The organism is Chloroflexota bacterium, assembly GCA_015478725.1.
Classification (GTDB): Bacteria; Chloroflexota; Limnocylindria; order Limnocylindrales; family CSP1-4; genus C-114.
Genome location: JADMIG010000046.1, coordinates 1 through 13,256, shown reverse-complemented (window position 1 = coordinate 13,256; position 13,256 = coordinate 1). Strand labels below are relative to the sequence as shown.

14 protein-coding genes and 1 tRNA gene are annotated in these 13,256 nt (G+C 71.2%); 11 read left to right on the top strand and 4 right to left on the bottom strand.

The window, feature by feature from the left end:
* Positions 1-231 precede the first annotated feature (231 nt).
* Entirely contained in the window at positions 232-1,239 is a 1,008-nt protein-coding gene (locus tag IVW53_14910) for a sigma-70 family RNA polymerase sigma factor (GenBank protein ID MBF6606855.1), read from the bottom strand.
* Between the two features lie 132 nt (positions 1,240-1,371).
* On the opposite strand from IVW53_14910, the gene IVW53_14905 reads away from it, so the two are divergent.
* Together IVW53_14905 and IVW53_14900 are read left to right on the top strand one after the other, a co-directional pair.
* Positions 1,372-1,746: a nuclear transport factor 2 family protein gene (locus IVW53_14905; protein MBF6606854.1), complete on the top strand. Its 375-nt coding sequence runs from the start codon at positions 1,372-1,374 to the stop codon at positions 1,744-1,746.
* A gap of 296 nt (positions 1,747-2,042) precedes the next feature.
* Complete coding sequence (locus IVW53_14900) at positions 2,043-2,744, top strand: AIM24 family protein (GenBank protein MBF6606853.1); 702 nt, start codon at positions 2,043-2,045, stop codon at positions 2,742-2,744.
* Positions 2,745-2,852: 108 nt separating this feature from the next.
* On the opposite strand, the gene IVW53_14895 is transcribed toward IVW53_14900, so the two are convergent.
* From IVW53_14895 to IVW53_14885, 3 genes are all read right to left on the bottom strand, one after another.
* A tRNA-Glu gene (locus IVW53_14895) sits at positions 2,853-2,929 on the bottom strand.
* An 84-nt stretch (positions 2,930-3,013) separates the two neighbouring features.
* Complete coding sequence (locus IVW53_14890; GenBank protein ID MBF6606852.1) at positions 3,014-3,409, bottom strand: hypothetical protein; 396 nt, start codon at positions 3,407-3,409, stop codon at positions 3,014-3,016.
* Positions 3,410-3,419: 10 nt separating this feature from the next.
* A complete protein-coding gene (locus IVW53_14885; GenBank protein MBF6606851.1) occupies positions 3,420-4,079 on the bottom strand; it encodes a hypothetical protein in 660 nt (219 codons plus the stop codon).
* A gap of 107 nt (positions 4,080-4,186) precedes the next feature.
* Between IVW53_14885 and IVW53_14880 the strand changes: the two genes are divergently transcribed.
* The 9 genes from IVW53_14880 to speB all read left to right on the top strand — a co-directional run.
* On the top strand, positions 4,187-4,579 hold the full coding sequence (locus IVW53_14880) for a hypothetical protein (protein ID MBF6606850.1): 393 nt from the start codon (positions 4,187-4,189) through the stop codon (positions 4,577-4,579).
* A gap of 94 nt (positions 4,580-4,673) precedes the next feature.
* Positions 4,674-5,621, top strand: coding sequence for a DUF3105 domain-containing protein (locus tag IVW53_14875; protein MBF6606849.1), 948 nt, complete (start codon positions 4,674-4,676; stop codon positions 5,619-5,621).
* 12 nt (positions 5,622-5,633) lie between these two features.
* Positions 5,634-6,602, top strand: coding sequence for a fumarylacetoacetate hydrolase family protein (locus IVW53_14870; protein MBF6606848.1), 969 nt, complete (start codon positions 5,634-5,636; stop codon positions 6,600-6,602).
* A 30-nt stretch (positions 6,603-6,632) separates the two neighbouring features.
* Positions 6,633-7,676, top strand: a complete 1,044-nt coding sequence (tdh, locus tag IVW53_14865; GenBank protein MBF6606847.1) for an L-threonine 3-dehydrogenase — start codon at positions 6,633-6,635, stop codon at positions 7,674-7,676.
* Positions 7,677-7,707: 31 nt separating this feature from the next.
* A complete protein-coding gene (locus tag IVW53_14860) occupies positions 7,708-8,922 on the top strand; it encodes a glycine C-acetyltransferase (protein MBF6606846.1) in 1,215 nt (404 codons plus the stop codon).
* Between the two features lie 7 nt (positions 8,923-8,929).
* Positions 8,930-9,799, top strand: coding sequence for a histidinol-phosphatase HisJ family protein (locus tag IVW53_14855; GenBank protein ID MBF6606845.1), 870 nt, complete (start codon positions 8,930-8,932; stop codon positions 9,797-9,799).
* Entirely contained in the window at positions 9,796-10,563 is a 768-nt protein-coding gene (locus IVW53_14850; GenBank protein MBF6606844.1) for an MBL fold metallo-hydrolase, read from the top strand. Before IVW53_14855 ends, IVW53_14850 begins: the two co-directional genes overlap by 4 nt.
* 41 nt (positions 10,564-10,604) lie before the next feature.
* Positions 10,605-12,299: an arginine--tRNA ligase gene (locus IVW53_14845; GenBank protein ID MBF6606843.1), complete on the top strand. Its 1,695-nt coding sequence runs from the start codon at positions 10,605-10,607 to the stop codon at positions 12,297-12,299.
* Positions 12,300-12,324: 25 nt separating this feature from the next.
* Positions 12,325-13,256, top strand: a 932-nt coding sequence (speB, locus tag IVW53_14840) for an agmatinase (protein MBF6606842.1), incomplete at its 3' end; no start/stop codon positions are given.

The window sequence follows — 13,256 nt, the reverse complement described above, 5'->3', positions numbered from 1 at the left end:
AGGGCGTCATCGGCGCGGCGGGTCAGGGGTCTCCATCTGCGCCGAGGATAGCGGCCCGGCGGCCGCTGCTGCGGTCCCGCCGCACCGCAGGCCGATGATCACGCCCCGGCGCGTCGGGCGCTCGCGAGGTTGATCACCTTGGCTTCGCGGCGGAAAGCCGGAGTATTCGGACGGTCGCGAAACCAGCCTGCCAGCCACACCGAGCACCCTGCCGCTGGCTGTCCGTGCCCCTCAGTCGAGCGTGGCGGGCAGCCCGAACGAGGAATTCAGGTCCTCGTCGAGGAAGCGCGTGACGGCGCTGATCCGGTTACCGGAGATGGTGAGGACGAGGACGCCGGTGGGATGCGCGGTCGACCCGTCGGACTCGGTGAGATAGCAGCCGAAGGCAGGCTGGGTGTTGGCCCCTGTGGGCACGAATCGGAAGCGGCGGCGCCCGCGCCACGTTGCGCTCGTCCGCAGGAAGGTCGCGATCGCCTCGCGACCGTGATACTCGTGGGGCGCCGGTGGCATGGCCAGCCAGGCGTCGTCGGTGAGCAGGGCGACGACGCCGTCGATGTCGTCCGCGGTGAAGGCGTTGGCGAAGCGTCGCGCGAGGTCCCGTGCCTCAGGAGAGCCGGGGTCTGGGGCGGCACCCTCACCGGCCGTGCTCCGGCACCCCGCGAGAGATGCGCGAGCGCGTTGCAGAACACCCTTGACCGCGGTGGGGCTGGTGTCGAGCATGACCGCTGCTTCGGCAGTGGCGAATCCGAGCACGTCACAGAGGAGGAGTGCGGCCGCCTGCCGCGGTGGAAGCCGCTGCAGCGCTACGATGAACGCCAGCTCGACCGTTTCGCGAGCCTCATGGCGCGCCGCGGGCCCCGGCCTCTTGTCGGCGAGCTGTTCGAGCCAGGCATCCGGATACGGCTGCAGCCAGGTCACCTCGCCGCGGCGCGAGGGTTCGGACGGATCGAACGGCGGTACCGGCTCGGTGGGCGGCCGCCGCCTGGTGTCACGGATCGCGTTGAGGCAGCGGTTGGTGGCGATGCGGTACAGCCAGGCCCGCAGCGACGCATGACCCGCGAACCCGTCCAGGCCGCGCCACGCCGCGATCAGTGTTTCCTGCAGGAGGTCCTCGGCATCACTCAGCGAACCGAGCATCCGGTAGCAGTGCAGGTGTAGCTCACGAAGGTGCGGGTCGGTGAGCTCTCGAAAAGCCTGCTCGTCTCCCGCTCGCGCACGGTCAAGCGTGGATCGGCTCATCGACACATCGTGGCACGCCAGCCGGCTGCCGTCGCTTCGAGCCCGATCGCAGAATCCGCGAGGCGCCGTTCCGTTCGTCGGGCTGGCGGTGTCCCAACAACCATCACCGACCATCGCGAGGAGGGAACGGCCATGATCGAGAACAGCAGCGCGGCCCTGGAGACAGCGCTGGCGTACCACCGCGCCTGGACGAGTCACGACTTCGAGCGGGCCATGACGTACATCGCCGAGGACATCGTCTGCCTGGCACCGGCGGGACGGCTGGACGGCGCCGAGGCGTTCCGGGGCTTCATGGGCCCGTTCGTCGAGATCCTCACGAGTTCGAACCTGATCGCCGCCTTCGGTGACGATCAGACGGCGGTCCTCATGTATGACGCCGACACCGTGCCTGTCATGGACGCCCCGGGCGCGGAGTGCCTCACCGTCAGGGACGGCCGGATCACCCACATGCGGATCATCTTCGACCGCCTGCCGTTCGACTCCGCGCGCCGAGCGGCACCCGGATGAGGACGGCGAGTCGAACTGTCCACCCTCGTGAACCGCGTGCGGATTGTCCGACCGACCCTACCTGCGGGGACCACCGACGATAGTCTGGCTCACGATCATCCGGCACCGTGCGGGTTCGGCGGGGTGGCTGCTTCCAGCGGGCTCGCAGGGGGGCCGACCAGGTTTCGGGCACGAGTCCGCAGTCGACGAGCGTCCGCCAGCCACCCACGAACAAGCCATGGTGTCATCGCCTCGCTATCCTCGGGGCGGTCGTTCGACGCGCTGCCCCGGCGCGTGAGGACCGAAGGAGGCCCACCATGCCGACCCCGCCGACGATCCTGCCGACGAAGATCGACGAGGGCCGGGGGCCGGGACTCATCTACCGGATCGAGGGCGAGCTCGTGCCGGTCCTCCACATCCGGACGGACGGCAGCACGCCGATCTTCTTCGAGCATCACGTCATCCTCTGGAAGGACCCGGCGATGCAGATCGGGATGCACCACCTCCAGGGGGCCTTCAAGCGGGTCATCGCGGGCATGCCGGTGTTCATGACCGAGACCCAGAGTCCGGGTGAAGTCGCCTTCTCGCGTGACGACCCGGGCCACGTCCTCTCGATGCACCTGCAGCCGGGCCAGGTGATCCTCGTCCGTGAGCACCAGTTCGTCGCCGCGACTGCCAACGTCGATTTCACGTTCAACCGGGTCAAGGGCGTCTCGAACATGCTGTTCGGGGGGACGGGCTTCTTCATTGACCGCTTCGAGGCGCGTGGGTCGGAGGGGATCGTCTGGCTGCACGGCTACGGGAACGTCTTCGAGAAGGTCCTCGATCCGGGCGAGTCGATCGACGTCGAAGCCGGCGGCTGGATTTACCGCGACGGCAACGTGCCGATGCAGCAACAGGTCTACGGCCTCAAGACCGGGATCTTCGGCGGAGCCGGCAACCTCATCTTCAACCGGTTCACGGGTCCGGGCCGTGTCGGGATCCAGTCGGCCTACGTCCACCTCCCGACGGAGAACTGACCCCCGGCAGCGGACGAGGACGACGTGCTGTCCGCCCTCGCCGCGGCAGTGCTCCCGGACGCGGTCATCGATGCCGCCCGCCGGCACGACCCATCTTCGAAGGACGGCTGGTAGCCCCAAGGGGATTCGAACCCCTGATCTCCACCTTGAAAGGGTGGCGTCCTAGGCCTCTAGACGATGGGGCCGTCGGGTGCGCTCGACGGCGGGAGTCTAGCAGAGGGTATGTCCGCGGCCGGCGGATCGATCCCGAGGACGGCCACGACGGTTGTTCACGTCCGGGCGACGAGCGCTCCGACGATGGCTCCGGCGAAGCAGGCGAACGCGACGACCGCCGCGAGCCCGCCGAGGATCGCGACGCCGAGCGCCCGCGCCGTGCGGCCCTCCGTCGCCGATCGATACGTTTCCGTGGCGCCGATGATCGCGAGTGCCGAGAAGACGATCCCGAGGACGGCGAACCCCGCGGCGAGGAGCGGGATCTGATTCGCGTCGCGGATCGTGAACGTGTATGCCACGAAGCCGACCGAGCCTGCGACGGCGATCGTGAGGATCGCCCTCGTCGGCGTCAGCTCCACCCGGCCGATCCGGCCCACCCGACGGCTTCCGGTGATGCCGCGTCCGCGGCTCCCGTCGGGGTTCCGTCTCGAGACCTGGAAGCGGTCGTTCACGGCGCCTGGGTCAGCCGACCGTCGCGGGTCGCCGGGGCCGGTCCGCCATGCCCTGGGATGCTGCCGCCGGGTGCTCGCCGCGCGTCCGGTGGTAGATCGCGACGTTGTACGAGAGACGCGGCCGCCGCAGCGAATCCGCGACCGTCGCCCCGACCTCGCCGAACGCGGCCTCGAGGAAATCCCGCGCCTCCTCGGCGGACTCGAAGGTCCAGAAGCAGTGGATGACGCGGATGCGGAATCCGGACCGGAGGAACCATCCGTCGCGACGGCTCCACGACCCGTACTCGGGTCGATCGCCTGCCAGCCGGGATACGTCGTCACGGCCATAGTCGTGGACGACGAGGAGTCGACCATCGGGGCGGAGCACCCGTTCCGCCTCGGCGAACTCGTCCTCGCCCGGCGCCCGGAACGCGCTCCAGAATCCGACGATGACGTCCGTGCTCGCGGGGGCATGCGCCGCGAGTCCGCCGGGCACCGCATCCACGATCCGCGCCCCTCGCTCGGCGAGCTGCGTGCGGCGAACGCCGCCGGCCGGATCGACGACGAGGAGGTCGCGCCCGGCGATCGGTCCGAGCGCCTCGAGAGCACGGACGATCTTCTCCTCCCGGTCGAACGCGAGCGCGAGCCGGGCGGCCAGTCCGTCGCCGAGATCGAATGGGAGATCTGCCACGAGACCGCGAGTATACGGGCGACCCGGGGACCGTCGGCGAGCGGGTCCGACGCGGGCCGGGCCGAACCCGAGGCCGGTCCCGATCGCGTCGTGGCAGAATCGCGGTCATGGCGACACCCGCGATCCCGAGCCGAATGCCCGCCGGCGTGCGCCTCTTCCTCGGCTACGCGCTCGCGATCCTCGGCCTTATCGGGCTCTCCCTCCGCTTCGTCGTGGATGAGGCGATCTCCGCGCCGGTGAGCCCGCTTGGTGTCGTGGTCATGGCCCTCCTCGCCTACACCATCTTCACGACGACGCTCGTCATCCAGCGGAAAGAGGCCAGCCGCGGCCTCGCGCTCGGACTGGCGACGCTCACCATCCCTGCCGTTCCGCTCGCCTGGTTCACGTTCGCCGCGGGTCCGCTCGGCGTTCTCTTCACCGCGCTCGTCGCCCTTCTCGCGGCCGCTCTGCTCGGGGGCCTGACCCGACCGAGCGTCCGGGCCTGGCTCAGCGAGCCATGACCGTTCGGCACGGATCGCTCCCGGGAGGGTACGCTCTCGGCGACAGCGCGGGCGACACCGCCCCTGACCCCAATCGACAGCAGAGGCTGACCAGTTGAGCAAGAGCAGTCGCCGGCCCTCGCGGGCCGGCCGGATCCCCCCGCACGGCACATCGGCGAGTGGCTCGCCCGGAGATAAGGCGGCCGCAGCGAACCCACCCGGTACGGGGGGCGGGCCGGCGGCCGGATCCGGAGGCGCCGGGTCCGGTACGGCCGGCACCGGTCGCGACGCCGCCCACCGATCCACGAGCCCGGCCGGGACCGCCCGGGCCGGGCGCCGGGAACGACCCCGGACCGCGTACCGCGACCGATCGTTCCTCGAGCGACACCGTCAGCAGGTCGTCATCGGCGGGATCTCGGCGGTCGTCGTCATCGCGGCCGCCTTCCTCTTCCTCGGCGCGAGCCAGCCGGCGTACGCCTGCACGACACTCTCGACACCCGCGCCGTCCGCCTCCGCGGCGCCCGGGACGAGCCCCCAGATCGGCCAGTCGCAGCCGGATATGGGCCGCGGCCACGTCAACGTCGGCAGTCCGCAGACGTACGCCTATTGCCCGCCTGCGTCCGGGAACCACTACAACGCGGCCGGCCAGGGTCCCATCCAGGCGCGCTTCTACAGCCCCGACGAGACCGCCCTGCCGGAGGGCTGGATCCACAATCTCGAGCACGGCGCGATGGTCGTCCTCTACTCGTGCAAGGGCGGCTGCCCGGACGCCGCGACGCTCCAGAAGCTCAAGGACTTCGCCTCGATCTCGACGTTCCCGAAGAGTCCGGTCTGCGGCGTGCCGCCGGGCCAGATCGGCCCCGTCGTCGCCCGCTTCGACCAGATCTCGACGAAGTTCGCGGCGGTCGTCTGGGATCGGATCCTGCTTCAGGACAACCTGGACACGGGCCAGCTGCTCGCGTTCTTCAAGCAGTACGGCGAGCTGTACAACCCGGAGCTGCAATGCGCGGCACCGAGCAATCCGCCGCCTCTGCCTTCGCCGGTCAGCCCGAGTCCGAGCTGAGCTCGACCGGCGATGCGCATCCTCAGCCACCGCGACCCGGAGACCGGCTCGCGATCGTTCGCCGTCGTGGTCGGTGACCGGGCGATCACGGCGCCCGAGCTTCGGGACGCGGGCGGGTTCGATCACACGGACGCGCTCCTCGACACGTACTGGCTCCTCGAGTCGGAGCGCTGGCAGGAGCGACTGGCGGACGCCCTCGCCCGGGCGCTCGAAGCCGGTGCCGAGGGTCGACCCGTCGAGTCGTTCGCGCCGGCGGCGGCGATCCAGACCCCGGAGAAGATCGTCTGTGTCGGCCGCAACTACCCGGAGCACGTCGCGGAAGGCGGGCGCCAGACGCCACCGCGGCCGATGCTCTTCGCGAAGTTCACCAGTGCCGTCGTCGAGGACGGCGGTGCGATCGTCCGGCCGGCGGGCTGCCACGCCCTCGACTTCGAGGCCGAGCTCGGCGTGGTCATCGGCCGGCGGGCACGGCGTGTGCCGGCAGCCGAGGCGTTCGACCACGTCGCCGGTTACGTCGTCGTGAACGATGTCTCCGCGCGCGACTGGCAGGGCGTGAAGGCGGCTCTCCACGAGGGCGAGGTCGGCGACGGCCAGTGGCTCCGCGCGAAGGGCTCGGACACGTTCCTCCCGATGAGCGCCATCCTCGTGACGCGCGACGAGGTCCCGGTACCCGACCAGCTCCCCATCCGCGGCTGGCTCACGCGAGGCAGTGGTCCGGAGGCAGGACGACCCTTCCTCATGCAGGACGGGAACACCCGCGACATGATCTGGAAGATCCCGCAGCTCATCGAGTTCATCACTGCCACGATCACCCTCGAGCCGGGTGACATCGTCGCGACCGGGACGCCGGGTGGCGTGGGGGTCTATCGGGACCCGCCGATCTTCCTCGAACCGGGCGACCGCGTGCGTGTCGAGGTCGGCGGGATCGGCGGCACGGACAATCCGGTCGTGGCCGAGGAGGCGGCGGCCGCCGGCCGCTGAGATCCGGTGAGCGGGTCGATCCCGGCGACGATGCGTGCGCTCGTCAAGACGACGGCCGCGGCCGGCGCCGAGCTGCGGACCGTTGCGGTCCCCACGCCCGGTCCGGGCGAGCTCCTCATCCGGGTCGAGGCAGCAAGCCTGTGCGGTACGGACCTCCACATCTATCGCTGGGACGACTGGGCGGAGAACCGCCTCGGCGGTGGCCTGCCGCGGATCTTCGGCCACGAGATGGCCGGGCGCGTCGTCGCCCACGGACCCGGACTCCTCGGCCGGCTCGCGATCCCGCTCGGCACGCTCGTCGCCGCGGAGACGCACCTCGTGGACGGCAGCTGCTACCAGTGCCGCACCGGCCGCGAACACGTCTGCGCGAACCTCCGGATCCTCGGCATCGACATCGACGGCGCATTCGCCGAATACGTCGTCCTGCCGGCCCACAACGCCTGGCCGTCCGAGGGCCTCCGGCCGGAGATCGCGGCCATCCAGGAGCCGATGGGCAACGCGGTCCACGCCGCCTTCACCGAGGAGATCGCCGGCCAGACCGTCGTCGTCCTCGGCTGCGGGCCGATCGGCCTCATGGCGGTCGCGATCGCGGATCTCGCCGGTGCGGCGCGGGTCTTCGCCACGGACATCAACCCCGAGCGGCTCGCGATGGCGATGGCCCTCGGCGCCGATGAGGTCATCGATGCGCATGAAGACGTGGCCGCCCGGCTCCACGAGGCGACCGGCGGCGTCGGTGTCGACATCGTGCTCGAGATGAGCGGCGCGGAGAGCGCGATCCGCCAGGGATTCGCCGCCGTGACGAACGGTGGTCGGGTCTCGCTCCTCGGCATCCCGTCCCGTCCCATCACCCTCGACCTGAGCGACGACGTCATCTTCAAGGGCATCCGCGTCTACGGCATCACCGGGCGGAAGATGTTCGAGACGTGGTACCGGACCCAGGCCCTCCTCGCCCAGGGCCTCGACCTGTCGCCGATCGTCACCCACACGATGCCCCTCGACCGCTTCGCCGACGCGTTCGAGCTCCTCGCCGCCGGGCACGCCGGCAAGATCGTCCTCCTGCCGGGAGCCGCGTGATGCGGGCGGCGGATCCCGAGAACCGCTCCCGATGACCGGGCTCGACCCGCTCGCCTTCCTCGACGAGGAGCTCGAGGAGATCCGCCGCCAGCGGCTCTACCGGCCGCTGCGGGTGATGAGCTCGGCCCAGGGGCCGATCGTCAGCGTCGACGAGCGACGCTGCATCAGCTTCTCGTCGAACGACTACCTCGGCCTCACCCACCACCCGCGGGTCCGGGCCGCCGCGCTCGCCGCCGTCCGGGACTACGGCGCCGGGAGCGGCGCCGTACGCACGATCGCCGGCACCATGACCCTCCACGAGGATCTCGAAGCGGCCCTCGCCGCGTTCAAGCAGACGGAGGCGGTCCTCACCTTCCAGTCCGGGTTCACGGCGAATACCGGAGTCATCCCGACCATCACCGGTGAGCACGATCTGATCGTCTCGGACGCACTCAACCACGCCTCGATCATCGACGGGATGCGACTGTCGCGGGCGCCACGGAAGATCTACCCGCACCGGGACGTCGCAGCGCTCCGCGCGATCCTCGCCGAGGCGCGCCGCGAGGGCGGGCCCGGCGGCGCACCGCACCGGCTCATCCTCGTCGTCACGGACGGCGTGTTCAGCATGGACGGCGACATCGCGCCGTTGCCCGCCATCGTCGAGGCAGCCGAGGAGTTCGGGGCGGCCGTCTTCGTCGACGACGCCCATGCCTCCGGCGTCCTCGGTCGCGACGGGCGGGGCACGGTGGACCACTTCGGACTCCACGGTCGCGTGGCGATCCAGGTCGGGACCCTCAGCAAGGCGATCGGTGTCCTCGGCGGCTACGTCGCCGGCCCGCGCGCCCTCCGCGACATCCTCATCCAGCGTGCCCGGCCCTTCCTCTTCTCGACGTCGCAGCCGCCTGCCGTCGCCGGCGCATGCCGCGAGGCGATCCGGGTCATGGAGGACGAGCCCGAGCTCATCGACCGGCTGTGGGCGAACACCCGCCGCTTCAAGGGCGAGCTCGGCCGGCTCGGCTTCGACACCGGCGCCTCCGAGACGCCGATCACCCCGGTCATGATGGGCGATGCGGCGACCGCCGGCCGTTTCAGCGACCGACTCCTCGAGGAGGGCGTCTTCGCCCAGCCGGTCGTCTACCCGACCGTCCCCCTCGACAAGGCCCGGATCCGGACCATCGTCACCGCCGTCCACACGGACACCATGCTCGACACAGCCCTCGGCGCGTTCGAGCGGGTGGGTCGTGAGATCGGCCTCATCGGCGGATGAGGGAGGGATGATCGAGCCCGTCGAACAGGCCCGCGATCTGCCGCTCGACAGCCACCTCCACACCGACCTGTCGCCGGACAGCGACGTCCCCATCGACGTCTACGGTGCGGCGGCGGCCGAGCGGCACATCGCCGAGATCGCGATCACGGACCACGTCGACTTCGATCCCCGCGCCCCCGCCTACTCGTACGCGACGTACGAGGCACGCGAACGGTCCGTCCGTGCGGCGGCCGATCGATGGGCGGGACACGGCGTGACGATCCGCTTCGGCTGCGAGCTCACGTACGAGCGCCGCTACGAGGCGGAGATCCGGACCCACCTCACCGCCCATCGCTACGACTACACGATCGGCTCGGTCCATGTCGGCGACGACTCGCCCTACCGGGCCGATCGGGTCCGCTCGTTCGTCAGCGGGAGATCGATCGCCGAGGCGATCACCCCGTACTTCGACGAGGTCGAGGCGGCGGCGCGGAGCGGGCTCTTCGATACCCTCGGCCACCTGGACTACGTGAAGCGGTACGTCGCCCCGCTCATCCCCCCGGCGGCCTTCGCCGCGGCCGCGGAGCTGTACGAGCCGGTCCTCCGCGCGCTGATCGAGAGCGGCACCGCGCTCGAGGTGAACACGAGCGGCCTCCGCCAGTCGCCGCGCGAGACGTATCCCGCACCGTGGGTCGTGACGCGGTTCCGGGAGCTCGGGGGGACGGCGGTCACGGCTGGCTCGGATGCCCACCGACCGGACTGGTTCGCCTACGGCCTCGAGGAGGGCTATCGCGTCGCGGCAGAGGCGGGATTCTCGGGCCTGACCTTCCGCCGTGGGCCGGCGGCGCGTCACATCCCGCTGCCAGGCCGGCTCCGGATGGGGACGCTGACCGGATGACCGCACGATCGCCGATCGACCTGGTCGTCGCAGGTGCCGGGCCGGCCTACACGGATCGACCCGGGGCGACGGGCGCGGCATACCTCCTCCGGGCGGCCGGGAGCGCCCTCCTCCTCGACTTCGGCCAGGGGTCGTTTCCCCGCCTCGCGGCGGCGGTGGAGCCGTCGTCGCTCGGGGCGGTCGTGATCAGCCATCTCCACCCGGATCACTTCGTCGACCTCGTGCCGCTCCGCCACTACCTCCGCTACCAGCTCGTGCCACCGCGGCGGGTTCGCGTCATCGGTCCGCCGGCCCTCGGCGAGCGACTGGATGCGCTCCATGGCGAGCCCGGCTTCGCCGCCGCGGCGCTCGACATCGAGGCGCTCGAGGAGGGGATCCCGACGGTCGACGGATTCACGGTCGAGGCCCGGCGGGTGACCCACACGGACGATAGCTACGCCTTCCGCGTCTCGGTCGGAGCCGAGTCCGGGACCGGGCTGGTGTACTCGGGCGACTGCGGTCGGGCGGACGACCTCGTGCCCCTGATCCGTCCGGGCGACACGCTCCTCGCGGAGGTGTCGTTCGGTCCGGGCCCTGTCCCGGCCGGAGCCCAGCACCTCGACGGCCCGCAGGTTGGCCGCCTGGCGGCTGCCACGGGCGCCGGTCGAGTCCTCCTCACGCACCTGCTCATGGGGTTCGATCCGGAGGAGACGGCCCAGACGGTGCGGGACGTGTTCGGCGGCGAGGTCCGCTTCGTCTGGCCGGGCGATCGCCTGACGATCTGACCGGGGCAGCGGGGGCCTCCGACCGGCTACCATGGCGGCCCGTGATCCGCCCGATCGATCGCCCGGTCCGCACGCTCGTCCGCGACGCGGTGGCGCGCGCCTGGGCAGACGCTCGGTCGAGCGGCCGCCTGCCCGCGCTCGGCGGCGAGGTGCCCGACTCGACCATCGAGATCGAGCGGCCGGCGAACCCGGAGCATGGCGACCTCGCGACGAACCTCGCGATGCGGCTCGCCCGCCCGTACCGGATGGCGCCGCTCGCGATCGCCGCGGTCCTCGCGGAGGGGATCGCCGCGGACGCTGCCGACCCGAGCTCCGGCAGTCCCATCGCGACCGTCGAGGTCGCCGCTCCCGGCTTTCTCAACCTCCGACTTGCCGATCGGGCGCTCGAGGCGGCGATCGACGGCGTCCTCGCCGCTCCCGGGACATGGGGCCGCGTGGCCGCCTCGCAGCCGCAGCGAGTGAACGTGGAGTTCGTGTCCGCCAACCCGACCGGTCCGCTCCACGTCGGGAACGCCCGCGGAGCGTTCGTCGGCGACCTTCTCTGCCGGGTCCTCGAGGCGGGCGGCCACACGGTGACCCGCGAGTACTACTTCAATGACTTCGGGACCCAGATCCGGCAGCTCGGCTCGAGCGTCGCGGCGCGGCGCGCGGACGAGCCGCAACCGGAGGAGGGGTACAGGGGGGCCTATGTCGCCGATCTCGCCCGCGACCTGCCTGCTGCGGTCTGGGCGCAGGCGACGATGGCGGGCGCGGATCGCGACTGGATCGTCGGGCTCTGGGCGTCGGAGACCGTGCGGGCGGGCATCGAGGCCTCTCTCGGGCGGCTCGGCGTCCGCTTCGACGTCTGGAGGAGCGAGGGCTCGCTCCACCGCGAGGGTTGGGTGGACCGGGCGATCGAGCGGCTCCGCGCCGGCGGTCACCTGTACGAGGAGGGCGGGGCACTGTGGTTCCGCTCCACGGCGTTCGGTGACGACAAGGATCGGGTCATCCGCAAATCGAGCGGGGACATCACGTACTTCGGCTCCGACCTCGGGTACGTGACGGAGAAGTTCAGCCGGGGTTTCGATCACCTCGTGTATGTCTGGGGGGCCGATCACCACGGTACGGTGGCCCGGCTCCGGAACGCTGCCGTGGCGATGGGCCACGAGGGAGCCGCGGTCGAGATGCTCCTCATCGCCTGGGTGCGCTTCGTGCGGGACGGGACGGAGGTCTCGATGAGCAAGCGTTCGGGCGAGTTCATCACCCTCGACGAGCTGCTCGAGGAGATCGGGGTGGACGCCGCGCGCTGGTACTTCGGCTCGCGGGCCCACACGACCGGGATCGACCTGGACATCGAGCTGGCGAAGAAGCAGTCGTCCGACAACCCGGTCTACTACGTCCAGTACGCCCATGCCCGGATCGCGTCGATCCTCCGCAAGGCCGTCGAGGCCGGACTGGCGCCCGCGGCGACGGTGACCGGCGGCCTGGAGGCCGACCCGGAGGCGGGGCTCGCCCGGATCGTCGTCCGGCTGCCGGAAGTCGTGGAGGACGCCGCGGCAGCGAAGGAGACGCTCGGGGTCACCGCCTACGCGACCGAGCTCGCGACGGCGTTCCATGCGTTCTACCGGGACGCGCGGGTGGTGGATGCCGCAGCGCCCGAGCGCTCGGCGATGCGACTCGCGCTCGTGGAGGCCACGCGGGTCACGCTCGCGAATGCGCTCGGCCTCCTCGGGATCTCGGCGCCCGAGTCGATGTAGCGGCCGCGCGGAAGGACCATCGTCGATGCCCCGCTACGTCCCCGAGGATTCGCTCCACTCGCCGCGGTTCACCGGACCGGCCACGTTCGCCCGCCTGCCGTACGTGCGGACGCTCGACGACGTCGATCTCGCGGTGCTGGGCGTGCCGTTCGACACGGGGGTGACGTACCGCGTCGGTGGCCGCTTCGGACCGAACGCGGTGCGGGCCGCCTCGGTCATGCTGCGGCCGTACAACGCGAACCTCGACGTCAAGCCGTTCGCGGTCCTCTCCTGCGTCGACTACGGCGACGTGGCGATCGTGCCCGGCTACACCGAGCGCAGCTACGCCGCGATCGAGGCGGCGGTCGGCCCGATCGTGGAGGCCGGCGTCGTGCCGCTCCTCATCGGCGGGGACCACGCCTGCACGCTCCCCCATCTCCGCGCGACGCGCTCACGGGGGCCCGTGGCGGTCATCGACTTCGACGCCCACACGGACGCCTGGGACAGCTACTTCGGCGAGCGCTACAACCACGGCACGTGGATGCGGCGGGCGATCGAGGAGGGGCTCGTCGACGTCGAGCACTCGATCGAGGTGGGCCTCCGCGGATCGCTCTATGAGCGCGACGACTGGACCGCCCTGCGGAGCGAGCTCGGCCTCGACTACCTCACGACCGAGGAGGTGCTCGCGATGGGCGCGGCGGCCGTCGCAGCGCGGATCCGGGAGCGCGTCGGCGAGCGGCCGGCCTTCATCAGCTTCGACATCGACGTCATCGATCCGGCCTTCGCGCCCGGGACCGGCACCCCTGAACCCGGCGGCCTGTCCGCCCATGACGGGCTCGCCATCGTCCGCGGGCTGACGGGCATCGACTTCGTCGGCTTCGATGTCGTCGAGGTCATCCCCGCCTACGACCCGGCGGACCAGACTGCCTTCCTCGCGGCGAACCTCGCCTACGAGATGCTCTCCCTCGTCGCGCTCCG